The 25433-nt window shown below is 34.7% G+C and carries 17 protein-coding genes; 16 read left to right on the top strand and 1 reads right to left on the bottom strand.

Going from position 1 to position 25433, the window contains the following annotated elements; genetic code table 11:
• Positions 1–52: 52 nt before the first annotated feature.
• From Q0951_RS15735 to Q0951_RS15680, 12 genes are all read left to right on the top strand, one after another.
• Positions 53–1105 (top strand): LacI family DNA-binding transcriptional regulator, encoded by a 1053-nt coding sequence (locus Q0951_RS15735; protein WP_299338913.1) that lies wholly within the window; start codon positions 53–55, stop codon positions 1103–1105.
• A gap of 130 nt (positions 1106–1235) precedes the next feature.
• A complete protein-coding gene (locus Q0951_RS15730) occupies positions 1236–2597 on the top strand; it encodes an MFS transporter (RefSeq protein WP_299338911.1) in 1362 nt (453 codons plus the stop codon).
• A complete protein-coding gene (gene pgmB / locus Q0951_RS15725; protein ID WP_299338910.1) occupies positions 2590–3288 on the top strand; it encodes a beta-phosphoglucomutase in 699 nt (232 codons plus the stop codon). Before Q0951_RS15730 ends, pgmB begins: the two co-directional genes overlap by 8 nt.
• A gap of 13 nt (positions 3289–3301) precedes the next feature.
• Positions 3302–5608 (top strand): glycoside hydrolase family 65 protein, encoded by a 2307-nt coding sequence (locus Q0951_RS15720; RefSeq protein ID WP_299338907.1) that lies wholly within the window; start codon positions 3302–3304, stop codon positions 5606–5608.
• Between the two features lie 29 nt (positions 5609–5637).
• A complete protein-coding gene (locus Q0951_RS15715; RefSeq protein ID WP_299338905.1) occupies positions 5638–7605 on the top strand; it encodes a glycoside hydrolase family 13 protein in 1968 nt (655 codons plus the stop codon).
• 2 nt (positions 7606–7607) lie between these two features.
• Positions 7608–8576 (top strand): alpha/beta hydrolase-fold protein, encoded by a 969-nt coding sequence (locus Q0951_RS15710; RefSeq protein ID WP_299338902.1) that lies wholly within the window; start codon positions 7608–7610, stop codon positions 8574–8576.
• Positions 8577–8635: 59 nt separating this feature from the next.
• Entirely contained in the window at positions 8636–11068 is a 2433-nt protein-coding gene (locus tag Q0951_RS15705) for a TIM-barrel domain-containing protein (RefSeq protein ID WP_299338900.1), read from the top strand.
• A 6-nt stretch (positions 11069–11074) separates the two neighbouring features.
• Positions 11075–12958: an alpha-amylase family glycosyl hydrolase gene (locus Q0951_RS15700; protein WP_299338898.1), complete on the top strand. Its 1884-nt coding sequence runs from the start codon at positions 11075–11077 to the stop codon at positions 12956–12958.
• A 1-nt stretch (position 12959) separates the two neighbouring features.
• Positions 12960–14621: an alpha-amylase family glycosyl hydrolase gene (locus tag Q0951_RS15695; protein ID WP_299338897.1), complete on the top strand. Its 1662-nt coding sequence runs from the start codon at positions 12960–12962 to the stop codon at positions 14619–14621.
• 6 nt (positions 14622–14627) lie between these two features.
• The gene (locus Q0951_RS15690) at positions 14628–16745 is read left to right on the top strand and encodes a glycoside hydrolase family 97 protein (RefSeq protein ID WP_299338895.1); all 2118 of its coding nucleotides are present in this window, start codon (positions 14628–14630) and stop codon (positions 16743–16745) included.
• A 4-nt stretch (positions 16746–16749) separates the two neighbouring features.
• Positions 16750–17244, top strand: a complete 495-nt coding sequence (locus Q0951_RS15685) for a hypothetical protein (protein ID WP_299338894.1) — start codon at positions 16750–16752, stop codon at positions 17242–17244.
• Between the two features lie 124 nt (positions 17245–17368).
• Positions 17369–19747 (top strand): GAF domain-containing protein, encoded by a 2379-nt coding sequence (locus tag Q0951_RS15680; RefSeq protein ID WP_299338893.1) that lies wholly within the window; start codon positions 17369–17371, stop codon positions 19745–19747.
• On the opposite strand, the gene Q0951_RS15675 is transcribed toward Q0951_RS15680, so the two are convergent.
• Positions 19737–21011 (bottom strand): Pycsar system effector family protein, encoded by a 1275-nt coding sequence (locus Q0951_RS15675; protein WP_299338891.1) that lies wholly within the window; start codon positions 21009–21011, stop codon positions 19737–19739. The two genes, Q0951_RS15680 and Q0951_RS15675, sit on opposite strands and share 11 nt — an antisense overlap.
• 147 nt (positions 21012–21158) lie before the next feature.
• Between Q0951_RS15675 and Q0951_RS15670 the strand changes: the two genes are divergently transcribed.
• The 4 genes from Q0951_RS15670 to egtB are packed head-to-tail and all read left to right on the top strand — an operon-like array spanning position 21159 to position 25433.
• Positions 21159–22721: a YdiU family protein gene (locus tag Q0951_RS15670; protein WP_299338890.1), complete on the top strand. Its 1563-nt coding sequence runs from the start codon at positions 21159–21161 to the stop codon at positions 22719–22721.
• Between the two features lie 22 nt (positions 22722–22743).
• Complete coding sequence (locus Q0951_RS15665) at positions 22744–23025, top strand: DUF427 domain-containing protein (RefSeq protein ID WP_299338888.1); 282 nt, start codon at positions 22744–22746, stop codon at positions 23023–23025.
• 23 nt (positions 23026–23048) lie between these two features.
• Complete coding sequence (locus tag Q0951_RS15660) at positions 23049–24272, top strand: bifunctional alpha/beta hydrolase/OsmC family protein (protein WP_299338887.1); 1224 nt, start codon at positions 23049–23051, stop codon at positions 24270–24272.
• A 15-nt stretch (positions 24273–24287) separates the two neighbouring features.
• The gene (egtB, locus tag Q0951_RS15655; protein WP_299338885.1) at positions 24288–25433 is read left to right on the top strand and encodes an ergothioneine biosynthesis protein EgtB; all 1146 of its coding nucleotides are present in this window, start codon (positions 24288–24290) and stop codon (positions 25431–25433) included.

Here is a 25433-nt window from a genome sequence, read left to right as displayed (position 1 = left end):
TAATTTTAACAAAAATCAATTAAACAAAAAACCGCAAAACCATACTCCCTTAATGAAGCGAAAAATTACCCTAAAACAAATAGCTAAAGAACTCGATGTATCAATTTCAACGGTATCTAAGGCACTTCGAAATAGTGTAGAAATAAGTGAAGATACACGTCAGAAAGTTCAAGCGTTTGCAAAGCTTTACAATTACAGACCAAATAATATTGCTCTCAGTCTTAAAAACAGAAAAACTAAAACCATTGGAATTATCATCCCTGAAATAGTGCACTATTTCTTTTCTACAGTTATTACAGGTATTGAACTAGTTGCAAATAAAAGAGGTTATAATGTAATTGTTGGTTTGTCTAATGAGTCTTTTGATAAGGAGGTTATTAATATGCAAATGTTAGCCAATGGAAGTATTGATGGATTTATTTTATCAATTGCAAAAGAAACTCTTCTGCAACAGGATTATCATCATTTTACCGAAACCATTAATCAAGGAATGCCTATTGTAATGTTTGACCGTGTGGTGAATGAAATCCCTTGTGATAAAGTTGTGGTTGATGATGTAAAAGGCGCTAAGCAAGCCGTTGGAAAACTAGTTGCAAGTGGGTGTAAAAACATTGCTATCATTACTACTAAAGATTATGTGAGTGTAGGGAAACTGAGAACTCAAGGGTATTTAGAAGCTTTAGAAGAACATAAAATTCACCCTAAAGCCTCATTGATTCTAAAGATTGAAGATAAGCTATTGTCTGATGATCATTTAGATAAGTTAGAAAAGGAGATCGAACTGTTATTCAAATCGAACAAATCTATTGACGGTATATTTGCGGTAAATGAATTATATGCAGTAACTGCAATTAAGGTAGCTCGAAAACTCGGATTGGAAATTCCTAAGTCACTTCAAGTGGTCAGTTTTACTGATGGTGTGCTTTCTAAACATTCAACACCTAGTTTAACAACAGTGAGTCAGCACGGACAAAGAATAGGAGAAAAAGCTGCAGATCTTTTAATAGACAGGTTAGAGATGGATGAAGGTGACGAGGAAGAAGAAGAGGTCTATGAAACCGTAGTTATTGAAACAGATCTTATCGAAAGAGAATCTACCAAATAAGAGATTTAACATGGATTAAATAAAAACTTTACTATATTTACACCTTAATCAAAACTTATATTTTCACTTCTACAATTAAGTTTTGATAAGTTTTATCGCTTGTCAATAGTATTAAATAATACATACTATTATGAAAAAGCGCACGCTAGGTTTCTGGGAGATCTGGAACATGAGTTTCGGTTTCTTAGGGATTCAAATGGGTTTTGCCCTACAAAATGCCAACGCAAGTAGAATTTTACAAATTTTTGGAGCTGATGTACACGAGCTCTCATGGTTTTGGCTTATTGCACCAATTATGGGACTTATCGTCCAGCCAATTATTGGGCATTACAGTGACAATACTTGGACAAGATTTGGACGTAGAAAACCATTTTTTCTTCTAGGTGCTGTTTTAGCATCTGTTGGAATGATACTTATTCCACAAGCAGACTTTATGATTGCTATTTTACCTGCTCTTTGGGTAGGAGCAGGAATGTTAATGATAATGGATGCCTCTTTTAATATTGCTATGGAGCCGTTTAGAGCATTGGTTGCTGATAATCTTTCTGATGAGCAAACCACTAAAGGATTTAGCATACAAACCGCTTTAATTGGTATTGGAGCGGTAGTAGGTTCATGGCTGCCATGGATGCTAACTAATTGGTTTGGAGTTGCCAAAACATCTGCCCAAGGAACTGTACCTGATAATTTATTATGGTCTTTTATTATTGGAGCGATTGCATTAATTGGATCTATATTAATAACCATTTTTACTACGAAAGAGTATTCACCAGAAGAATTAGCTCAGTTTGAAGCCTCTAAAAACCCTAATGGGAATTCTGAAGATGTTGCTGAAGAGAGAAAAGCCAAACTAACAGATATTTTTGAAGACTTTAGAAAAATGCCTGAGACAATGCGTCAATTGAGTTGGGTGCAATTTTTTTCTTGGTTTGCTTTATTTGGAATGTGGGTGTTTGCTGTACCAGCCATAGCGCAACATATTTATGGATTACCTGCTGAAGATTCTAGTAGCGAGGTTTATCAGGAAGCGGGTAATTGGGTTGGAATTCTGTTTGGAATCTATAATGGGATTTCTGCAATATTTGCGTTCCTTCTTCCATATATAGCAAAGAGAATTAGTAGAAAAAAGACACATGCGTATTCATTGTTTATTGGAGGAATTGGCCTAATTCTTATATACTTTATGCCAAATGAATATTGGTTAATCTTACCAATGTTTTGTATTGGTATTGCTTGGGCAAGTATACTCTCAATGCCTTACGCCATGTTAGCAGGATCTATCTCAGCTAAAAAAATGGGTGTTTACATGGGGATTTTTAACTTCTTCATCGTGATACCTCAAATTATTAATGGAATTATTGGAGGGCCATTAGTAAAATATGCGTACGATAATCAAGCTATTTTTGCCTTAGTAGTCAGTGGTGTGAGCTTTATCATTGCAGGATTATTGTCATTCAAAATAAACGATAAAAAAGATACTGTAAATGTTTAAAAAAGGATTCATATTTGACCTTGATGGTGTCATTGTAGATACCGCAAAATATCACTTCCTAGCTTGGAAAAAACTAGCTAATAGTATAGGAGTTGATTTTTCCGAAGTACAAAACGAACAGCTTAAAGGTGTAAGTCGTGTACGTTCGTTAGAAAAAATATTAGAATGGGGAAATAAAACGCTGCCTGAAGATGAGTTCATGAGACTCATGGCAATGAAAAATGAGGATTATCTCACATACATTAATACAATGGATGCTTCTGAAATTCTACCAGACGTCTCAAAAACACTTGACTTTTTAATTAAAAAAGGGCAAGCTATTGCGCTTGGTTCAGCAAGTAAAAATGCGACACCTATTTTACATAAGGTGAATCTTTTTCAAAAATTTGATGCCATTGTTGATGGAAATGATGTGTCAAAAGCAAAACCTGATCCTGAAGTGTTCCTAATTGGAGCTAAACTTTTAAAAATGAATCCTGAAGATTGTATTGTGTTTGAAGATTCAGTTGCAGGAGTTCAAGCTGCAAACATTGCAAATATGATATCTATTGGTATTGGAGAGGACGATGTGCTTCATGAAGCTGATTACATATTTAAAGACTTTACCGAAATGTCCTCTCAGTTTTTAGAGGATTTGATTTCAGGAACAATAAAAAAACAACCAAAAAATAATTTATCAATCAACAATTGATTTTTAAAATAGAATGAATAATAATTATATACAACCAGATAACTGGTCAATTATAGAAGAAGGTTTTGATGCAGGTCGTGTCAAGTCTTCAGAAAGCTTAATGAGTCTTGGTAATGGTGCTATGGGACAACGTGCAAATTTTGAAGAGCACTATTCCGGAGAGACCTTTCAAGGAAGTTATGTTGCAGGTGTTTATTATCCTGACAAAACAAGAGTAGGTTGGTGGAAAAATGGCTATCCAGAATATTTTGCCAAAGTCTTGAATGCTCCTAATTGGATTGGTATTAATGTTACAATTAATGGCGAAATTCTAGACTTAGCTACCTGTAAGAAAGTAGATGACTTTAGAAGAGAACTCAACATGAAAGAAGGTTGGTTGTCCAGAAGTTTTACTGCAACACTACAAAACTTCACAGAGGTTAGAGTGGAAACTAAGCGTTTTTTAAGTTTGGATATAGATGAGGTTGGAGCTATTAAATATAATGTCACACCTCTAAATAATGATGCTCAGATAGATTTTTCACCATATTTAGATAACGGCATTACAAATGAAGATTCTAACTGGGATGACAAATTTTGGGATGTCTTAAGTGTCAATCATGAAAAAGAACAAGCTTTTATTGTCTCAAAAACAATGAAAACGCATTTTTATGTATGTACTTCAATGCAAACCGAAGTGTCTCTTAATGGTAAAGTTTTGAAGCAAGATAAGACAATTAATGACTCAATCGATAAAATTGAGTTTTCATATCAAAACCAAGTGAGTAAAGGTGATACAATCACACTCACTAAATTTGGCGGCTATACATCAGATCGAAATCATGATAAGAACGATTTAATTTCAGTCGCAAAAAACACACTTAAAACAGTGTCTGAACTTGGTTTTGATGCATTGTTAGAACAACAAAAAGAAGCATGGGCCAAAATATGGGACAAAGCAGATATTACAATTGAAGGCGATGTTGCTGCTCAACAGGGTATTAGATTTAATATATTTCAGTTAAATCAAACGTATTTAGGTACTGATGCACGCTTAAATATTGGACCTAAGGGGTTTACAGGTGAGAAATATGGAGGAAGCACCTATTGGGATACCGAAGCCTACTGTATTCCATTTTATATGGCAACGAAAGATCAAAATGTTGCCAAAAGCCTTTTAGAATACCGCTATAATCATTTGGAAAAAGCCATTGAAAATGCTGAGAAATTAGGGTTTTCTAATGGAGCAGCTCTATATCCAATGGTGACGATGAATGGTGAAGAATGTCATAATGAATGGGAAATTACATTTGAAGAAATTCATCGTAATGGTGCCATTGCATTTGCAATTTACAACTACCATCGTTTTACAGATGATTACAGCTATATCCCTGAAAAAGGATTAGAAGTACTTATTGGAATTGCAAGATTCTGGCACCAGAGAGCTACATTTTCCGATGCAAAAAAGAAATATGTCATTCTTGGTGTAACTGGACCTAATGAATACGAAAACAACGTCAATAATAACTGGTATACCAACTACATTGCCAAATGGTGTATTGAATATGCGCTGGAGAATATTGCCAAAGTTGAACAAGATTATAGTTCTGATTATACCAGAATTATGAATAAAGCGAAACTTTCTAAAGCTGAAATATCACAATGGAAAACCGTCGCCGAGGGCATGTATTTCCCTTTCTCAGAAGAAAAGAATGTATACCTGCAACAAGATGGATTCTTGGATAAAGAATTAATTACTGTAGCTGATTTACCAAAATCAGAACGACCAATCAATCAAAAATGGTCATGGGATCGAATCTTACGTTCCCCTTATATAAAGCAGGCAGATACCTTGCAAGGATTCTATTTCTTTGAAGATCATTTTTCAATTGAAGAATTAGAACGCCATTTCGATTTTTACGAGCCATTTACTGTTCACGAAAGCTCATTGTCGCCATGTGTACACAGCATTCAAGCCGCTAAATTAGATCGTATGGATCAAGCTTATGAGTTTTATTTGAGAACTTCGCGTTTAGACCTTGATGATTACAACCACGAAGTTGAAGAAGGCTTGCATATTACCTCTATGGCTGGTACGTGGATGAGTATAGTTGAAGGTTTTGGTGGTATGCGTATTGTAAATAATATGCTGTCTTTCGAACCTAAAATTCCAGAACAATGGAATGGTTATTCTTTCAAGATCAATTTTAGAAATCAGATATTAAAAGTTAATGCCTGTAAAGATCATACGCATTTTGAGCTTGAAGGTGACAAGGATCTGGATATTATGGTTAATGGTAATTTAGTAACTATTAGTCCTAATAATTTGGTGACTGTATAATTGTAAATAACACTTAAAATAATTTAGAAATGAAAAAACTTAGTTACTTATTTTTCTCATGTATATTGGTTTTAGGTGTGTCTTGTAAAGAGAATGCCAATAGCAACACTAATGAAGTTGTTACTTCAAAATTGATTAACAAATCTGATATTGAGCGTATAGAGCCTCCTAATTGGTGGATTGGTTTCGAGAACGATAGTTTACAACTTTTAGTAAAACACAAAAATATTGGTAATTATACACCTAGTATATCTTATCGAGGCGTTTCAATAGAGAAAGTAAGTAAAGGAAATAATAGTAATAATTATTTGTTTATTGATTTGGTTATTTCTGAAAGTGCCTCACCTGGAACATTCAATATTTCATTTAAAAATGATAATGGTGATGAACTTATTGATGTTTACCAACTAAAGGAACGTGTCAAACCAGCCGAAGATTATATAGGCTTTAATAGTAGTGATGCTATTTATTTGATAACACCTGATCGTTTTGCTAATGCAAATCCTGATAATGATACACCAATTGCAATGGAAGGTCAAGAGGGATTATTAGAGAAAACAGTTGATAGGAATGATAATTATGCACGCCATGGTGGAGATATTGAAGGTATAATTAATCATTTAGAGTATATTAATGATCTTGGATTTACAGCAGTTTGGCCTCAGCCTATGTTGATCAATGATATGAAAGAAGGCTCTTATCATGGTTATGCTATTACAGATCTATATAAAATTGATCCTCGATTTGGTACCTTAGGTGAGTATCAGAAATTATCACAAAAGGCTAAGGAAAAAGGAATGAAACTCATCATGGATCAAGTAGCTAATCATTGCGGACTTGAACATTGGTGGATGAAAGACTTGCCTTTTAAAGATTGGGTAAGCCTACAAGAAAACTATGAAAAGAATATTGATAACTGGGATTGGAAGTCAACCATAAATTCTAATCACAGACGTACAACAAATCAAGATATCTATGCCTCTCAATATGATAAAGATGGTAACTCGCAAGGATGGTTTGTTGCTACTATGCCAGATTTAAATCAACGCAATCCATTTATGGCAAAATACATTATCCAAAATAGTATTTGGTGGATTGAAACCGCGCAGTTAGATGGCATTAGACAGGATACTTATCCGTATCCAGATAAAGCATTTATGAGCAATTGGGCTGGAGCTATTATGACCGAATATCCTAATTTTAGCATTGTTGGTGAAGAGTGGAGTTACAATCCATTGCTTATTGGTTACTGGCAAGAAGGTGCTAATAATAGAGATGGTTATGACTCCAACCTGAGATCACCAATGGATTTTGCTATGCAACAAAAAGTTGTTGAAGCGTTTAATGAAGAAGAATCTTGGGATAAAGGACTTGTTAAAATCTATGAAGGACTAGCCAACGATTTTCATTATGCCAAACCAAAAGATATTATGGTTTTTGAAGGGAATCATGATATGAGCCGCATATTTACCCAATTAAAAGGAGATGTTGTTAATACTAAAATGGCTGTGGCAACTTACGCTATGATGCCACGAATTTTACAAATGTATTATGGTACTGAAATTTTGATGGATGATTTTGATAAGCCTGGTGATCATGGTTTGATAAGAACCGATTATCCTGGAGGTTGGGAAGGTGATACTGTAAATGCATTTACAGGTCAAGGTCTAACTGAAGATCAAAAAAACATGCAATCGTTTGTAAAAACATTACTCAATTACAGAAAGCATAGTAAAGCTATTCATGACGGCAAAACAGTTCACTTTGCTCCATTTATGGGCACTTATTTCTTGTTTAGATCACTTGGTGAAGAAACAGTAGTTATGATTATCAATAAAAATGAAAAACCAATAACTATCGATCTTAAGCGCTATGCAGAAATTGGACTCGATGGAAAGACACTGACAAATATTATCACAGGAGATTCTTTTACTTGGAAAGATGATATTGACCTCAATGAAAAGGGAGTTTTAATACTAACTACTAAAGCCAATTAGAGATGAAACAGTTGATTCTAGTTATAGCAATAGTCTTGATGTATTCGTGCCATGCACAATCTAATGGTATAAAAGTTTCAAAAGAAACACCCAAAGTTGAATTTAAATTACTTAAAGAAGCTGAACTGTACTCAGGAACACTCCATCGTTTAGATAGTTTTCCTTCAAAATATATCAAACCAAGACCAGTTGATGTATGGTTGCCTAAAGATTATTCTACAACTAAAAACTATGCAGTACTCTACATGCATGATGGCCAAAATCTCTTTGATTCCACGACCACATGGAATAAGCAAGAATGGAAAGTTGACGATTGGGCATCAAAACTTATGAGTGAAGGTAAAACTCGCGATTTTATAGTAGTTGGAGTTCATAACATTCCACAAATTAGGTGGTTGGACCTATTTCCGCAGAAAGCTTTTGACTATATCAATAAAAAAACACAAGACTCCTTACTCGATGTAGCTAAGAAAAATAATTTCAAGGCTGATTTTAATGGTGATAATTACCTAAAATTCATTGTTGAAGAATTAAAACCAATCATAGATGAAACCTATGCAACATTGTCTGATAAAAACAACACATTTGTAGCAGGTTCAAGTATGGGTGGATTAATGTCTATGTATGCCATGTCCGAATACCCAGACATTTTTAGTGCAGCTGCATGCGTTTCCACACATTGGGTTGGTGCTATGCCAATGCCAAATAATCCATATCCTGAAGCTATTTTTCAATATATGGAAGCAAATCTGCCATCTGCTGATACTCACAGAATCTATTTTGATTATGGAAATAAAACCTTAGATGCGTTTTATCCAAAATTTGCACCTAGAGTTGATGAAATACTAAAACAAAAAGGATACACAGCAAAAAACTCTAAAAATGTATTCTTTGAAGGTACAGATCATTCTGAAAACTCATGGAATAAAAGATTAGATCAACCACTAACATTTTTGTTAGGTATAAATTAGATTAATAGCAACTTAGATCTTGCAGGCTATTTAGCCTGCGAGATTTATAAATTTTATAAATGAAAAACCTCACGTACGTCCTATTTATCATTTTATCAATACAATGGTCTGTTGCCCAAAATGACAGTCGGAAGTATCAATCACATAACGAGGGGAATGGAATATTCTCGGTGATTACCAATGATGGTACATATACTTTTCAGTTTTATTCGGAAGCAATTATTGAAACGACCTTTATCCCTAATGATGATAAAGTAAACCCTAAAAGTCATGCTGTAGTGATGTCTCCTGAAAAGGTAAAGACTACGTATGCTTATGTTGGGAACACCATAACTTACGGAACCTCTGGAATTAGCGTAAGTATTACAACCAATCCATTTCAGATATCATACACTTATAAAGATCAACCTGTTATTTCCGAAAAACGTGGCTACTATAAGAGTAATCATGAACCAATGGATTTGGTCAAAGGTAATATTGTAGCTGATCAAACAGAAAAGATAGAATTCAATATCACCAAACAAGAAATACTTTATGGAGGAGGCGCAAGAGCTTTAGGTATGAACAGACGCGGAAACCGTTTGCCTTTATTCAATAGAGCACACTATGGTTACGAAACACGATCAGAGTTGATGAATTATACATTACCTATTGTGATGTCATCAAATCAATATATGATCCATTTTGATAACGCACCAATTGGATATTTGGATCTGGATAGTAAACATGACAATACCTTAACTTATGAGACTATTTCTGGTCGTAAGACGTACCAACTCATTGCAGGCGATTCTTGGTACGATATTATGGATAATTATACTAATCTTACGGGGAAACAGCCTATGTTACCACGTTGGGCTTTAGGTAATTTTTCTAGTCGATTTGGATATCATTCACAGAAAGAGGTTCTGGAAACTATTTCAAAGTTCAGAGAAGAAGAGATTCCTGTTGATGCCATTATTTTGGACCTCTATTGGTTTGGAAAAGACATTAAAGGCACTATGGGAAATCTGGAATTTTTGAGAGATTCATTTCCTGATCCTAAGCAAATGGTTGAAGATCTAAAATCAAAGAATGTTGAAACCATTTTAATTACAGAACCTTTTATATTATCAACGTCTAATCGTTGGAAAGAAGCCGTTGACAAAGATGTTCTGGCCAAAGATTCTATTGGAAATCCTGCAACTTATGATTTTTACTTCGGAAATACAGGTATTATAGATATTTACAGTAATAATGGAAATGCATGGTTTAAAACTATTTATAAAGATTTAGCCAAGCTAGGTGTTAATGGTTTTTGGGGAGATCTGGGAGAACCTGAAGTACATCCAAATTGGGTACAGCACGCTACAGGTTCTGCAGATGAGGTTCATAATATTTACGGACATGATTGGGCAAAACTAGTATATGAGGCTAGTCTTGAAGTCAATCCACAACAACGACCTTTTATTTTAATGAGAGCAGGTTACTCAGGTTCTCAGCGCTATGGAATGGTGCCTTGGTCTGGTGATGTGAACAGATCCTGGGGAGGCTTACAAAGTCAGCCAGAAATTGCGCTCCAAATGAGCATGCAAGGATTGGCTTATATGCATAGTGATCTTGGTGGCTTTGCTGGTGCAAATCTTGATGATGAACTATATGTGAGGTGGTTACAGTATGGAGTGTTTCAACCTATTTATCGTCCGCATGCACAAGAAGATGTAGCTAGTGAACCAATTTTTAGAAGTGAAAAAGCTAAAGCATTAGCAAAAGAAGCTATTGGTTTGCGTTATAAAATGCTTCCATACAATTACAATTTAGTGTATCGTAATAACTTAACTGGAGCACCTTTAATGCGACCTCTATTTTTTGAGGAAGCAGAAAATCTAAAATTGGCTACCTATTCTGAAGCCTATCTTTGGGGAAAGGATTTCTTAGTGTCTCCAATCTTAAAGGCTGACCAAAAAGAAAAAGAGATCTATTTTCCGAAGAATAATGTATGGTTTGATTTTTATACAGATGAAAAAATTGAAGGCGGACAGACAAAAATGGTTGAGACCAGAGAGAATTCAATTCCAACCTATTTGAGAGCAGGTGCTTTTATTCCTTTGGAAAGGAAAGAACAGCAAAGCACTACTCAGTATACTCAACGAGACATAGAATTGCATTATTATCACGATGCAAGAGTAACTTCAAGCTATAGATCTATTTATGATGATAAAGCATACGATAATAAATACACTCTAGAGTATGATTTTATGTTTAATCATTTCAAAAGTAAGTATAAGTCTAATAAGCTTTTCATAGAAATCGATTCTGAATTGGGAAAAGAATCAGAGTTTTCTTCTAAAGTGTCATTAGTAGTTATTCATGGAATATCTAAGGCTCCAAAACAGGTGAAGATAAATGGTAAAGCCACTAAATTTCAATATGAAGAGGGAGTGCTTCGCTTTCCAATAGATTACGGACACCAGGAAAAACAAAAGAAAATCAAAATAAAACTAAAAAAATAATCCAAAATGAAACACATAAAATTGACCATATTATCTGTTGTATTAGTTGTTTGCTTTGGATGTAAAAACGAAGAAAAACCTTTGAAGGAAACAACTAAAACTAGGATAGAATTGAAGAAAAAACAAGTCGTTTATCAAGTTTTCACGCGATTGTTTGGAAATACTAATACAACTAACAAGCCATGGGGAACACTTGAAGAAAATGGTGTTGGTAAGTTTAATGATTTTACTGATATAGCATTGAGGGAAATCAAGGACTTGGGTGTGACGCATATCTGGTATACTGGAGTTCCGCATCATGATGTGATTACAGATTACACCAAATATGGCATTTCAAATGATGATCCTGATATTGTGAAAGGGAGAGCTGGTTCGCCATATGCTGTTAAGGATTATTATAATGTTAATCCAGATTTAGCTGAAAATGTAGAAAATCGTCTTCAGGAATTTGAAGCCTTAATTGAACGCTCTCATAAAGCTGGATTAAAAGTGATTATTGATATTGTTCCTAACCATGTGGCACGAAATTATCAAAGTTTGACTAATCCTGAAGGTACAACCGATTTCGGAGCTGAAGATGATACAACGGTAACTTACGCAGTAAATAACAATTTTTATTACAATCCTGGAGAAGCGTTCAGAGTACCAGAGTGGAAAAATGATTACCAACCTCTTGGTGGCGAAAATCATCCTCTGGCAGATAGAAAGTTTGATGAGAATCCAGCTAAATGGACTGGAAATGGCTCGCGTGCATCACAACCAGATATGTATGATTGGTATGAGACTGTTAAGGTTAATTATGGTGTCTCTCCAGACGGAAAAAAAGATTTTAACGAATTACCCGAAGGTTTTGATAACGAAGATTATAAGAAACACTTTGAGTTTTGGAAAGATAAAACAGTACCTAGCTCATGGATCAAATTTAAGGATATCGCACTCTACTGGACTGAAAAAGGAGTTGATGGTTTCCGATATGATATGGCAGAAATGGTGCCTGTTGAGTTTTGGAGCTATATGAACTCACATATCAAAATGAAAAATCCTGATGCTTTTTTATTGGCTGAAGTTTATAATCCAAATTTATATAGAGACTACATCAAAAAAGGTAAAATGGATTATCTCTATGACAAAGTGCAACTCTATGATACGATTAAACACGTGATGCAAGGTCACGGAAAAACAGATCATATTCCACCAATTCAAGAGGATTTAAAGGACATTGAGCATCACATGCTACACTTCCTTGAAAATCATGACGAACAACGTATTGCTAGTCCGGATTTTGCTGGTAGCGCTCAAAAAGGAATGCCTGCTATGGTAGTGTCTTCAACAATTAGTTCAGCACCAACAATGGTGTATTTTGGTCAGGAATTCGGTGAATCTGGAGCAGAAGATCTAGGTTTTGGAGATCCAACTCGTACGTCAATATTTGATTATGGTTCGGTACCGAGTGTTGTTCGTTGGGTCAATGACCATAAGTTTGACGGTGGAAAATCCACTTCCGAAGAAAAAGAACTTCGAGATTTCTATAAACGATTATTGAACTTTACAATCAACAGTAATGCTCTGGCTGGCAACTATAAAGATATTCATGAGTATAATCGTAAAAACACAAACGATTATAACGATAAAGTACTGTCATTTGTGCGTTGGAGTGACGATGAACAACTTATCATTATTTCAAATTTTGATGATGAAACCATTCAAAAATTTGAATTAAGGGTTCCTGAAGCCATAATTAATGCATGGCACTTGGAACACCGAGAGTACCAATTATCAGATCAATTATATAACAATTACAGTACTCAATTAACTATTGAAGGCAAAGAGGGTGTAGTAAATATTTCCCTCGAACCGTTGCAATCAGTCATCCTTAAATTGAAAAAATAACATGAAAAAACTAGCTATAATAACACTATTATTTGTGACCTTTTTTAATTGTGAAACACAAATCAAAGAAAAAGCAAGTACAGAAATTACCGAAACACCATTTGTCTGGGAAAGTGCTAACCTTTATTTTTTACTAACAGATCGTTTTAATAATGGTGATACCTCTAATGATGTTAATTATGACAGAAGCAGCGAAACAGGAGTGTTACGAGGTTTTGAAGGAGGAGATCTCAAAGGGATTACTCAAAAAATTGAAGAAGGATACTTCTCCAATCTTGGCATTAATGCCATTTGGATGACACCTGTTGTTGAACAAATACATGGAGGTACAGATGAAGGCACTGGTGTTACCTATGGTTTTCATGGCTATTGGGCCAAAGATTGGACAGCTATTGATGCTAACTATGGAACAAAGGATGATTTGAAACAATTAGTCGAAGCTGCTCACGCAAGAGGCATCCGGGTTTTATTAGATGCTGTGATCAATCATACTGGTCCCGTTACAGAAAAGGATCCTGTTTGGCCAAGCGATTGGGTAAGAACCGAACCGCAATGTCAATACAGTAATTACGAAAATACAATCACTTGTACCTTAGTGAAAAATTTACCCGACATTAAAACTGAAAGTGATCAGGCTGTTGAACTTCCTCCGCAATTAGTTGAAAAATGGAAAAAAGAAGGACGATATGAGCAAGAGGTTGCAGAGCTTGATGCGTTCTTTAAGAGAACAGGTCATCCAAGAGCTCCTCGGTTTTATATCATGAAATGGCTAACAGATTACATTACTGAATTTGGTATTGACGGTTATAGATGTGATACTGTAAAACACACTGAAGAATTTGTTTGGGAAGAGTTTAAAACAGAATGCGATTATGCATTTCTAAAATATAAAAAGAACAATCCAGATAAGGTTTTAGATGATAATGAATTCTATTTGGTAGGCGAAGTCTATAACTATGGGATAAGTGGTGGAAAATACTTTGATTTTGGAGATAAGAAAGTCAACTATTATGACAATAGGTTTACAAGTCAGATTAATTTTCAATATAAATGGCATGTTGCACAACAGCCATTAGAAGAAGTGTTTAAACAGTATTCTAAGACGCTTCATACTGACTTGAAAGGTTTTGGAGTGCTAAATTATTTGAGTTCTCATGATGACGGACAACCTTTTGACCCAACCAGAGAGAAACCTTATGAAACTGCTACTAAGCTGTTATTAGGTCCTGGAACTTCTCAGGTATATTATGGAGATGAATCTGCCAGAGTGTTAGTAGTTGATGGTGCTGTTGGAGATGCCAATTTACGTTCTAATATGAATTGGGAAGCAATTAAGAATAGTAATGAAACTCAAGCTGTTCTAGAGCATTGGCAAAAATTAGGACAATTTAGAGCAAATCATCCTTCAATAGGAGCTGGAATTCACCAAATGATTACACAACAACCATACACATTCTACAGAAGTTATACGAATGATAATTATAAAGATCTTGTAGTTGTAGGGATAGACTTAGGAAAAGGACAAAAAACTATAGATGTATCAAAGGTATTCAAAGATGGAGACATGATTCATGATGCCTATTCTAATCAGAGTGTGGCAGTAGCTAATGGAAAGGTTGCTATAAATTCAGAATTTGATATGGTTCTTTTAGAGCATAAATAATAAGTTATGAGAGTATTTATTACGGTATTTACAGCACTGCTTTTACTGTCTTGCAATTCTTCTGAAGAGCAAAGGACCTATGAAGCTGTATCATCAAATGGTTCACTTAAGCTTAGTTTTAATCTTTCCGAAGCAGGACAACCCTATTATACTGTGTCTCGAAATAATACTGTTGTGATTGATACGTCTTTTTTAGGATTCGATTTTAAAAACGCACCAGCTTTTGATAAAAATTTTATCATAAAAAATACTGAAACAGAAACGCATAAAGAGACATGGACAATGCCTTGGGGAGAACAGCTGTTAGTAGATAATAATTACAGGGAATTGAGAGTCATGTTACAAGAAAAAGTATCTCCTGAACGTTTCCTGAACATTGTGTTTAGAGTCTATGATGATGGTGTTGGGTTTCGCTATGAATTTCCAAAACAATCTAGGTTAAAAACCGTTGAAATTACCGAAGAGCATACACAATTCAATTTGACCCAAGACTATAAAACGTTTTGGATTCCTGGTGATTGGGATATCTATGAACATTTATACAGTACTACAAAACTTTCTGAGATTGATGCTGTAGCTTATGCTGATCATGTTAATCTAGCACAAACCTATATTCCTGAAAATTCAGTAAATACACCTGTTACAATGGTAGGTGAAGATGGTACGCATTTGAGTTTTCACGAAGCGGCTTTAGTTGATTATTCTGGAATGACTTTAAAAGTAGATACCAAAAACTTAAATCTTGAAAGTCTTCTTGTTGGATCAGAGAATACAAATTATAAAGTAAAACGAACCTTGCCATTCCATACACCTTGGCGTACTGTTCAAATTACCGATAATGCACCAGACCTTATTGAGTCAAACCTTATTGTAAATCTAAATGAACCTAACAAACTTGGTGATGTGTCTTGGTTTAAACCCATGAAATATACTGGCGTTTGGTGGGAAATGCATCTTGGGAAATCCTCCTGGGACTATGGTATGGAGATGGTTGATGGTGAATGGAAAGATACTGGAAAAGCACATGGTAAACATGGTGCAACAACTGAAAACGTGAAACGATTTATAGATTTTTCAGCAAAAAACAATATTAAAGGCGTGTTGGTAGAAGGTTGGAATACAGGTTGGGAACGCTGGATAGGTTTTGAGGATAGAGAGGGTGTTTTTGATTTTGTAACCACTTATCCAGATTATGATCTTAATGAAGTAATTCGCTATGGAAAAGAAAAGGGAGTAGACATTATAATGCACCACGAGACCTCTGCAGCTACCGAAACTTATACCAAACAACAGGATACAGCATTTGCTTTAATGCAACACTATGGGATACATTCTGTTAAAACAGGATATGTGGGAAAAATTCTTCCGAAAGGAGAATATCATCATGGACAATACATGGTTAACCACTATAACAATACTGTTGAGAAAGCGGCTAAGTATCAAGTGGCCATAAATGCACACGAACCAATCAAGGCAACAGGTTTAAGACGAACTTATCCTAATACAATTTCTAGAGAAGGACTTCGCGGACAAGAGTTTAATGCCTGGGCAGAAGATGGTGGAAATCCGCCAGAACATTTACCAATTGTTGCTTTTACTAGAATGTTGGCTGGACCAATAGATTTTACACCTGGTATTTTTAATATAAAATTCAATGAGTATAAATCTGAAAATCAGGTAAATACAACGATTGCACAACAATTGGCATTGTATGTTGTAATTTATAGCCCAATCCAAATGGCAGCAGATCTGGTAGAGCATTATGAAGCAAATCCCGAGCCTCTTCAATTTATCAAGGATGTAGGAGTAGATTGGGAAAGCACTGAAGTACTCAATGGTGAAGTTGGTGATTATGTGACAATTGTTAGAAAAGAACGAGAAACGGGCAATTGGTTTTTGGGTAGTATTACTGACGAAAACGCTAGAGAAATTGATATCAGTTTTGATTTCCTAGATGATGGTGAGACATATACTGCCACAATTTATAAAGACGGAAAAAATGCACATTGGGATAAAAACCCTTTGGATTTAGACATAGAAACAATAACTGTAAATAAGGCATCCAAATCAAAATTTAAGCTAGCCCCAGGTGGAGGAGTAGCCATTAGTATCTTAAAAAATTAATATTATGAAACAGATTTTAACCATTTTAATCGTATGTATCTCCATGAATCTGTCAGCTCAAGTAGATGGTGTTGGAATTGGTACAACTAATCCGCAAAGTACATTAGATATCAATGGAAACTTGTCTCTAAAAGTAGTTAGTCTTAATGGTGGACCAGGTGGTAGTGCAACACCAATTGATGATGGAACTTATATTAATCTAACACCAACTGCAGGTAATGTAGAGTTCATTTTACCTGATGCAACACTGTATCCTGGTAGAATTTATATCTTAAGAAATGTGTCCGATAATGTAAATGCCACTATATATACCTTTGGTGGAAATGCAACACCTGGAGCTGGTGTTGAGTTTTTTAGTGGTGATAGCAGAGCGAGTGCTGGACCTTTTGGTTCTGTTACTATGACGCCTGATACAGCTGCAGATGGCGGTGATATTACAAAAACATTGATCTTTATTAGTGATGGTTCTAATTGGACTTACGGAAGCCTAGGCTTATAGTCAAAACATTTTACAGTTTGTCACATTTTTAACATTAATCCGTGTAACATTTCTAGCGTAAGAAAGTCTCATTAATAGCGACTAAACTATTAATTTGTAACTTTGTATGTTCAGAAAAGTTATTATGAATGATATTAATGAAAATATTGAATCTCCCTTTAGATTAAAGGTTAGTTTTGATACAATTCTTAAGCATTATGAGTCATTATCACAAAGTGATGACGAATTCATAGCTGCCAAGGCTCGTCGTGTGCTTAAGGCTGCAGAGGCTTACCCTGAGTTAAGAGAAGGAATTACAAATCCTAAGGATCTTATTAAAAGGGAAAAAGAGATTAGTATTATTTTACAAGATTCTTTTAGTAAGATCTTAACCAACAATGAGATTAAAACAGCATCAGTTCCGTTTCATAATCTTATTTTTAATTCTTCTGAACGCTTCAAATCCATTATAAAAACGGCTGGTGACGATTTTGAATTAGAGATAAAGAACATGCCTAAAGATGATACGTACATCATTGCTTGTACAATCATACTTAACTTTTGCTATGGATATCAACTAAACTTTAAGAGGCCGTTTTATTACGAAATTCCTGATGCTAATGGAATCATGCGTTATTACAAAATTCTATATAATGCAGATTTTACTGAGATCACTCCAAACAAAGATGCTCCCAAAATAACTGAGGAGGATTATAAAATGCTACTTGATAACTTTGAAAATATTGAGTTATGGAAGGAAAAGTTTCCACCTAACAGTTACACATTTAAAGGGTTTGTAATTTCTAATATTTTTGATGTCACAGATGATCAGTCGATATCAAATATAAAGTCTAGTTTAATAGGTAACGATAAGAGAAAAAACGAAAGTTTCATGAAAGATTTTCATGACATATTTCGTTCGCTTTTAGGTTTAAAAGACATTAAAGTTGGATTTTCAATTTATAATAAAGAAGACGATGTTTTTGAACGTGTTTATGGAACAGGAATCCATAGTTACCTTCTTAATGATGCTGAAACCAAACAATGTGCTGATGCACTTTGTAGTTGGTCATACCAAAGATTATTAACTGAAAAGAAATATTTCTCAGTATCAGATGTCGATCGCATGTTTGGTATTTCAAAAGGTAAGGCTCCACATATAAAATCACTCCATAGTCAAGGTATAAAGAGTGCAATCTTTGCACCTATTGCCAATGATGAAGGCTTAATGGGTATTTTAGAAATTATATCTCATAAACCTAGCGTATTGAACAGTATCAATGCCAATAAACTAGTCGATGTGATGCCGTTTATTGTGTCTGCTGTTGAGCGTTCAAAAGTTGAAGAAGAAAACTTAATAGAAGCTATTATTCAGCAAGAATGTACTTCTATTCACCCAAGTGTATATTGGAAATTTGTGGATAATGCCAGAAAGTTTTTAAAAGACAAACATCATCTTGGGAACGAAGCCTCTTTTGGTGAAATAACGTTTGACAACATTTATCCTTTATTTGGTCAAATTGATGTGAAAGGTTCTTCTAATGCCAGAAATGCTGCAACTCAAAAAGATCTGTCACTTCAATTAAGTTTAGTATCTAAAATTATTGACAAGGTTTTAAAGCTGGATAACCTGCCAATTTATGAGCAGATCAAGTTTCAGGTTAAAGCATTCAAAAAGGATTTAAAGACCAATTTCAAAGTGGATAGTGAGCAAACCATTACAGCCTTTTTAAAAGAGGAAATTGAACCTATATTTAAGTTTCAGCTTAAAAAGAATCCCGAGTTAAAAGAAGATATAGATGATTACTTCAGTAAAATAGACGAAGATCTCAATCTTATTTATTACTATCGTAAGAACTATGATGATACCATTATGCTCATCAATAAGAATATGGCGTCTTTATTAGATCAAAAGCAGGTTGAAGCTCAAAAAATGTATCCGCATTACTTCGAAAGATATAAGACTGATGGTGTTGAGCATAATATGTACATTGGAGAGGATATTACCAAAGAGAAGAGTTTTAATGAGGTATATCTTTACAACTTAAGACTTTGGCAATTACAGGTGATGTGTGAGATGGAGAATGACTACTATCAAAATCAGCATGAATATCCTATTGCTCTAGATGTGGCTTCTATGATCTTAGTGTTCAACCAGCCATTATCCATCCGATTTAGAATGGATGAAAAGCAATTTGATGTGGATGGAACTTATAATGCGAGATATGAAGTGGTGAAAAAACGAGTTGATAAAGCATTGATTAAAGGTACAGATGAGCGTATTACTCAAAATGGTAAAATTACTATTGTCTATTCGCAAAGAGAAGACGAACAAGAATATCTACAATATGTAAGATTTTTACAGTCTAAAAATGTGTTGGATAAAGAGGTTGAAATATTAGAATTAGACGACCTTCAGGGTGTTACCGGTTTAAAAGCAATTCGTGTCAATATTTTATATCATAAAAAAGAAGACAAGTCATTTTACACATATGATGACCTTATGAAGGAAATCAAAGCCTAAAAGCAAAACTTTCATTTTGATGTTTTGGAACCATTAGTTGATGGTGTGATTGAGCATCTTCTATAACTTCTTTGGCTTTTGCAGGATTGTTTTTTACAGCAATACCAAATGCCAGGAGTGATACAATGATTCCAACCATAAAAACAGTATAGGTAATACGTAATAACCTATATTTTCGCTCCAGTACTTTTCCTAGAAAATATAAATCTTTGGTCAAAGCTTTGTAGATATAATCCTTATCATTAACCATTTCCTGAATAGCCCATTCAAACTCTTCTAATTCCATTTTATGGAAATTTCCGAAGAAACTTAAATTGACTTTTTGGTTTTTAACATCTTCTTTAGTGAATTGACCACTGGTTACATTTGGACGAGTAGCAATTATAGACATGACCATTGAAATAACACTAAATACAGTAAAAATTACCGTAGGCCAGATGAGGTATGGATTCGTGTCTAATTTGGAAATTAAATTAGCCAAAACAACCGAAATGATAATAGCGTTAACAGATAGTAGAATATTAGCTTTTGTATCTGCTATATCACTTAATTTGATATGATTTCTGAGTGCTACACGATAAAATGTTTGAACGCCACGTTCTGGACTTTCATTTTTATATTGCGCTTTATATTTAGCTTTCAACTCCTCTTTTTTAAGTTTTGCCTTTTGCTTTTTCTTAGTTTTTAACAGCTTAGACAAATTCTTATCTTTTCTAGCTTGCCAATTTTTTAAGGCATAATCAGTATAGAATTGATGCTTTTTTGAAAGCACTTTAATATTTTCATTTCGCCATTCTGTAGATGAATAAGTTTGAACTCCTCTAAGCTCCAATTCTTTTCTTAAAAATTCACTAGCCTCCTCAAAGTATTTCTTCCCAAAGTGTGAAGCGTCGGCATCTCTTATGATCTTTCCAAGTTTTGTTGTTGGAACTTCCTTAAACTTGGTTTCCATAATGCATTTATTTACCGCTTCAATTAGATCATCACTTGCATTTTGATCTTTTAGAAATTTGGTTGCAATTTCCACACCTTTCTCTTCGTGGTCTGCAGCACTTCTCGTATATCCAGTGTCATGAAGTAAAGCAGCAATCTCCAGAATTTCAGCTTCCTCCTCAGTAACATCACAATTTTCAATAAGTTCACGAGTGCTTTTTAATACACGTTCGGTATGTTTGTAATTATGATATAAAAAAACAGGATCCAGTTCTTTTTTTAGAAGATCAAAAACAAATTCTTCAGTCTTTTTTACAAGGTCAGTAGCCATAAATAAAAGTTATAGATTAGGATAAAATTACGAAAATAAGAATTAACATTTTATGTAATTTTTCAGAAGGAATAACGACTAAAAATTTTGTAAATTATGTGATTCAAAGAAATTAACCTCAACAATGCACAAAGCATCAATATTTTAATGAAATTTAATCTCAAAAACACCTTTACTGAAGAGCTTCCTGCTGATCCAGTCACGGAGAACTCAAGACGTCAGGTTAAAGGTGCCTGTTTTTCGTATGTGTTACCTAAACAAACAAAAGCACCTGAAGTTTTACATGTTTCACTAGAAATGGCTGAAGCTTTAGGAATTTCAGAAAGTGATATCGCCTCAGAAATGTTTACTAAGATTTTCACAGGAAATAAAGTGCTGCCAAATACAAAACCTTATGCGATTTGTTATGGCGGTCATCAATTTGGACAATGGGCAGGACAATTAGGAGACGGGAGAGCCATCAACCTGTTTGAGGTTGAACATAAGGGACAACAATGGACCGTTCAGTTAAAAGGTGCTGGTGAAACACCATATTCAAGAAGTGCTGATGGTTTAGCGGTTTTGCGTTCATCAATAAGAGAATATTTGTGTAGCGAAGCTATGCATTATCTTGGTATTCCTACAACGAGAGCCTTATCTTTAGCCTTGTCTGGTGATGAGGTGTTGAGAGATATGCTATATGATGGGAATTCTGCTTATGAAAAAGGTGCTATAGTGTCTCGTATTTCGCCTTCTTTTTTGCGCTTCGGAAATTATGAGATCTTAGCATCCAGACAAGACCATAAAACACTCAAAACACTAGTTGATTATACAATAAAGCATCATTTTGAACATTTGGGTAAACCCTCAAAAGAAACCTATATCAATTTTTTTGCTGAAGTAGCCGAACGTACCTTAGACATGATTATCCATTGGCAACGTGTTGGATTTGTTCATGGTGTGATGAATACAGATAATATGTCTGTTCTTGGACTCACTATAGATTATGGGCCTTATGGATGGTTGGAAGGATTCGATTTTGGCTGGACACCCAATACAACCGATAGTCAACACAAGCGATATAGATACGGTAATCAACCTAATATTGGCTTGTGGAATTTATACCAACTCGCAAATACATTGTATCCATTAATAGAGGATCCAAAACCTTTGGAAGCTATTTTAGAACAATACAAAACCGATTTTGAAAAGAAATCATTAGATATGATGAGATCTAAATTGGGATTGCTACAGAAAGATGATAAAGATAATTTGCTAATTGAAACATTGGAAGATACATTACTATTATCTGAAACCGACATGACCATATTTTTCAGGAATTTAGGTAAGTTCAAAAAAGGAGATGCTAAAAAAGGGTTAGAAATCGTTAAGGATGCTTTTTATGCACCCAATGAGGTCTCTTCAGATATAGCACAACAGTGGAGAGATTGGTTTGAGCGCTATGACTTTAGACTGGATAAAGAATTGTTGACAGATCTTGAACGACAATCAAAAATGAATGCAGTAAACCCAAAATATGTCCTGAGAAATTACATGGCACAATTAGCTATTGATGATGCTAATAAAGGGGATTACAAGTTAATAGATGAATTATTTCAGCTTTTAAAGCAGCCTTATGCAGAGCAACCTGAACATGAAAAATGGTTTGCTAAACGACCAGACTGGGCCAGACATAAAGTAGGATGCTCCATGTTGTCGTGCAGTTCGTAATAATTATATAAAACAGTAACAGATGAAAGCAATTTGGAATAATCAAGTCCTTGCAGAAAGTGAGAATACTATTGTCATTGAGAACAATCATTACTTTCCGCCGGAGAGTATTAATAAAGCGTTTTTTAAAACTAGTGATACACACACAACTTGTGCCTGGAAAGGTGAAGCGTCATATTATACTATTGACGTTGACGGTAAAGAGAATAAAGATGCTGCATGGTTTTATCCGGAAGTGTCAGAATTAGCCAAATCAATTAAAGGCTATGTTGCATTTTGGAGAGGCGTAGAAATAGTTCAATGATAGGTGTTTAAAAAAAGAGAAAAATGAGGAATGAGAAATTACAAATAGAAAATGATAAAGGTATTAAGTTGCAAGCGTATTTAGAGTTGCCAGCAAATCAAAAGCCAAATCATTATGCCATTTTTGCCCATTGTTTTACTTGTAGCAGCTCACTTAGTGCTGTAAAAAACATTAGTAGATCACTTACAAATCATGGCTTTGGTGTTGTGAGATTTGATTTCACAGGTTTGGGAAGGAGTGAGGGAGAGTTTGCAGATAGTCATTTTTCTGCCAATGTAGGAGACTTAATTGCTGTTAATGATTTTTTAAAGGAACATTATGAAGCTCCATCATTACTTGTAGGACATTCTTTAGGTGGAGCCGCTGTTCTAGTTGCTGCCTCTAAGCTAAATAATATTAAAGCTGTAGCCACTATTGGAGCACCTGCAACCGTTAGTCATGTCAAGCACTTGTTTTCTCATGGTATGGACCAAATCAAAGACAAAGGAAAAGTAGAGGTGAATATTGGTGGTAGACCTTTTAAAATTAATGAGGAGTTTGTATCTGATTTTGATAAAACCGACTTGCCAGCTATTGTTAAAGCACTTAGAAAACCTATACTCATATTACATTCACCAATTGATACTATCGTTGGAATAAAAAATGCTGAGCAGCTCTATCATAACGCTCACCATCCCAAAAGTTTTATAACCTTAGATCAGGCAGATCATCTGCTTTCTAAGAGTAGAGATAGTCTATATGCTGGCAATTTAATTGGCTCATGGGTACAGCGTTATTTTGAGCCTCAAGACAATACAATGTTAGATACTGAAGGCGAACAGTTAGTAGCACATCTAAACTTAAAAGAAGACAAATTCACAACGACAATACAAACCGCTAAGCATAGTTTTATTGCTGATGAACCAGCATCTATTGGAGGTGATGATTTTGGACCATCACCTTATGATTTTTTGAGCGCAGGACTCGCCGCATGTACAGTAATGACATTAAAAATGTATGCTCAACGGAAACAATGGGATTTACAAGAAATTTATACGCACATTACCTATTCTAAGAAACATAGTGACGATCTCATGTTGGATTTGGAAAAGCCTATTCGTATTGATCATCTGTCAAAAAAGTTAACGCTTATTGGTAATTTAGACGAAAAACAAAGACAACGATTAAAAGAGATTGCTTCTAAATGTCCTGTACACAAAACATTACAAAGTGAAGTGATTATTGACACAGAACTCGTTTCATCATAATTTTATCATCAATCAATGACATTAAAAGACAGATACCTTCAAACAAGACAGCGATTTAGTTCTATCTGTGAATCTTTAAAAATTGAAGATTATTCAGTTCAGCCAAATGTGTTTGTTTCACCACCTAAGTGGCATTTAGCACATTCTACTTGGTTTTTTGAACAATTTGTATTAACAGCATTTAAATCAGATTATAAAGTGTTTGATGATGATTTTGCATATCTGTTTAATAGCTATTACAATAATGCAGGCGATAGAGTGCTCAGACCCAACAGAGGTTTAATGACACGTCCAACAGTTGATGAGGTTTATCAATACCGAAACTATGTCGATGAACATATGACAATTTTTTTGGACTCAGAGCTTTTAGAAGAAACTAAAGCAATAATTGAGCTAGGAATCCAGCACGAACAGCAGCATCAGGAATTATTCTATTATGATATCAAGTATATTTTAGGACATCAGCCAACATTTCCTACCATTGAAAATACGATACGTTTAAATGAAATTAAGACAGCTTCAAATTGGTTAAAGATTGATGAAGGTCTTTACAATATAGGACATGATAGCAATTCATTTTGTTATGATAACGAAATGGGACACCACAACGTGTTTTTACATGAGTTTGAAATTTCTGATCAATTAATCACCAATCAAGAATATATTGATTTTATAGACTCTGGTGCTTACCAAAATTTTAATTTATGGCATGCTGAAGGCTGGGATTTTATTCAGCAGAATAAGATCAAAGCTCCTGAGTATTGGCACAAATTTAAAGGAAAATGGCATCAGTACACTTTAAATGGTTTTGAGGAAGTAAACCTAAAATTACCTGTGAATCATATCAGTTTTTATGAAGCTTATGCCTTTGCAGAATGGAAACAAATGCGATTACCTACAGAGTTTGAATGGGAAGTCGCATCAAAACAATTAGATTATGGTCAGCTTTGGGAATGGACCAATAGTGCCTATTTACCGTATCCAAACTTCTCTAAAGCACCAGGAGCTCTGGGAGAGTATAATGGAAAATTTATGATCAATCAAATGGTACTTCGTGGTGCCTCAGTAGTAACAGTTAAAGGGCATAGCAGACCCACTTATCGAAATTTTTTTCACCCTGATATGCGATGGCAGTTTTCAGGAATTAGACTTGTAAAATAA

This window comes from uncultured Psychroserpens sp. (genome assembly GCF_947501425.1).
Classification (GTDB): domain Bacteria; phylum Bacteroidota; class Bacteroidia; order Flavobacteriales; family Flavobacteriaceae; genus Psychroserpens.
This window is presented reverse-complemented; position numbering and strand designations above follow the sequence as displayed.

Bases quoted from the DNA above. Each gene is read 5' to 3' on its own strand.
- Q0951_RS15735 (WP_299338913.1), top strand. From the start codon at position 53: ATGAAGCGAAAAATTACCCTAAAACAAATAGCTAAAGAACTCGATGTA.
- Q0951_RS15730 (WP_299338911.1), top strand. From the start codon at position 1,236: ATGAAAAAGCGCACGCTAGGTTTCTGGGAGATCTGGAACATGAGTTTC.
- pgmB (WP_299338910.1), top strand. From the start codon at position 2,590: ATGTTTAAAAAAGGATTCATATTTGACCTTGATGGTGTCATTGTAGAT.
- Q0951_RS15720 (WP_299338907.1), top strand. From the start codon at position 3,302: ATGAATAATAATTATATACAACCAGATAACTGGTCAATTATAGAAGAA.
- Q0951_RS15715 (WP_299338905.1), top strand. From the start codon at position 5,638: ATGAAAAAACTTAGTTACTTATTTTTCTCATGTATATTGGTTTTAGGT.
- Q0951_RS15710 (WP_299338902.1), top strand. From the start codon at position 7,608: ATGAAACAGTTGATTCTAGTTATAGCAATAGTCTTGATGTATTCGTGC.
- Q0951_RS15705 (WP_299338900.1), top strand. From the start codon at position 8,636: ATGAAAAACCTCACGTACGTCCTATTTATCATTTTATCAATACAATGG.
- Q0951_RS15700 (WP_299338898.1), top strand. From the start codon at position 11,075: ATGAAACACATAAAATTGACCATATTATCTGTTGTATTAGTTGTTTGC.
- Q0951_RS15695 (WP_299338897.1), top strand. From the start codon at position 12,960: ATGAAAAAACTAGCTATAATAACACTATTATTTGTGACCTTTTTTAAT.
- Q0951_RS15690 (WP_299338895.1), top strand. From the start codon at position 14,628: ATGAGAGTATTTATTACGGTATTTACAGCACTGCTTTTACTGTCTTGC.
- Q0951_RS15685 (WP_299338894.1), top strand. From the start codon at position 16,750: ATGAAACAGATTTTAACCATTTTAATCGTATGTATCTCCATGAATCTG.
- Q0951_RS15680 (WP_299338893.1), top strand. From the start codon at position 17,369: ATGAATGATATTAATGAAAATATTGAATCTCCCTTTAGATTAAAGGTT.
- Q0951_RS15675 (WP_299338891.1), bottom strand. From the start codon at position 21,011: ATGGCTACTGACCTTGTAAAAAAGACTGAAGAATTTGTTTTTGATCTT.
- Q0951_RS15670 (WP_299338890.1), top strand. From the start codon at position 21,159: ATGAAATTTAATCTCAAAAACACCTTTACTGAAGAGCTTCCTGCTGAT.
- Q0951_RS15665 (WP_299338888.1), top strand. From the start codon at position 22,744: ATGAAAGCAATTTGGAATAATCAAGTCCTTGCAGAAAGTGAGAATACT.
- Q0951_RS15660 (WP_299338887.1), top strand. From the start codon at position 23,049: ATGAGGAATGAGAAATTACAAATAGAAAATGATAAAGGTATTAAGTTG.
- egtB (WP_299338885.1), top strand. From the start codon at position 24,288: ATGACATTAAAAGACAGATACCTTCAAACAAGACAGCGATTTAGTTCT.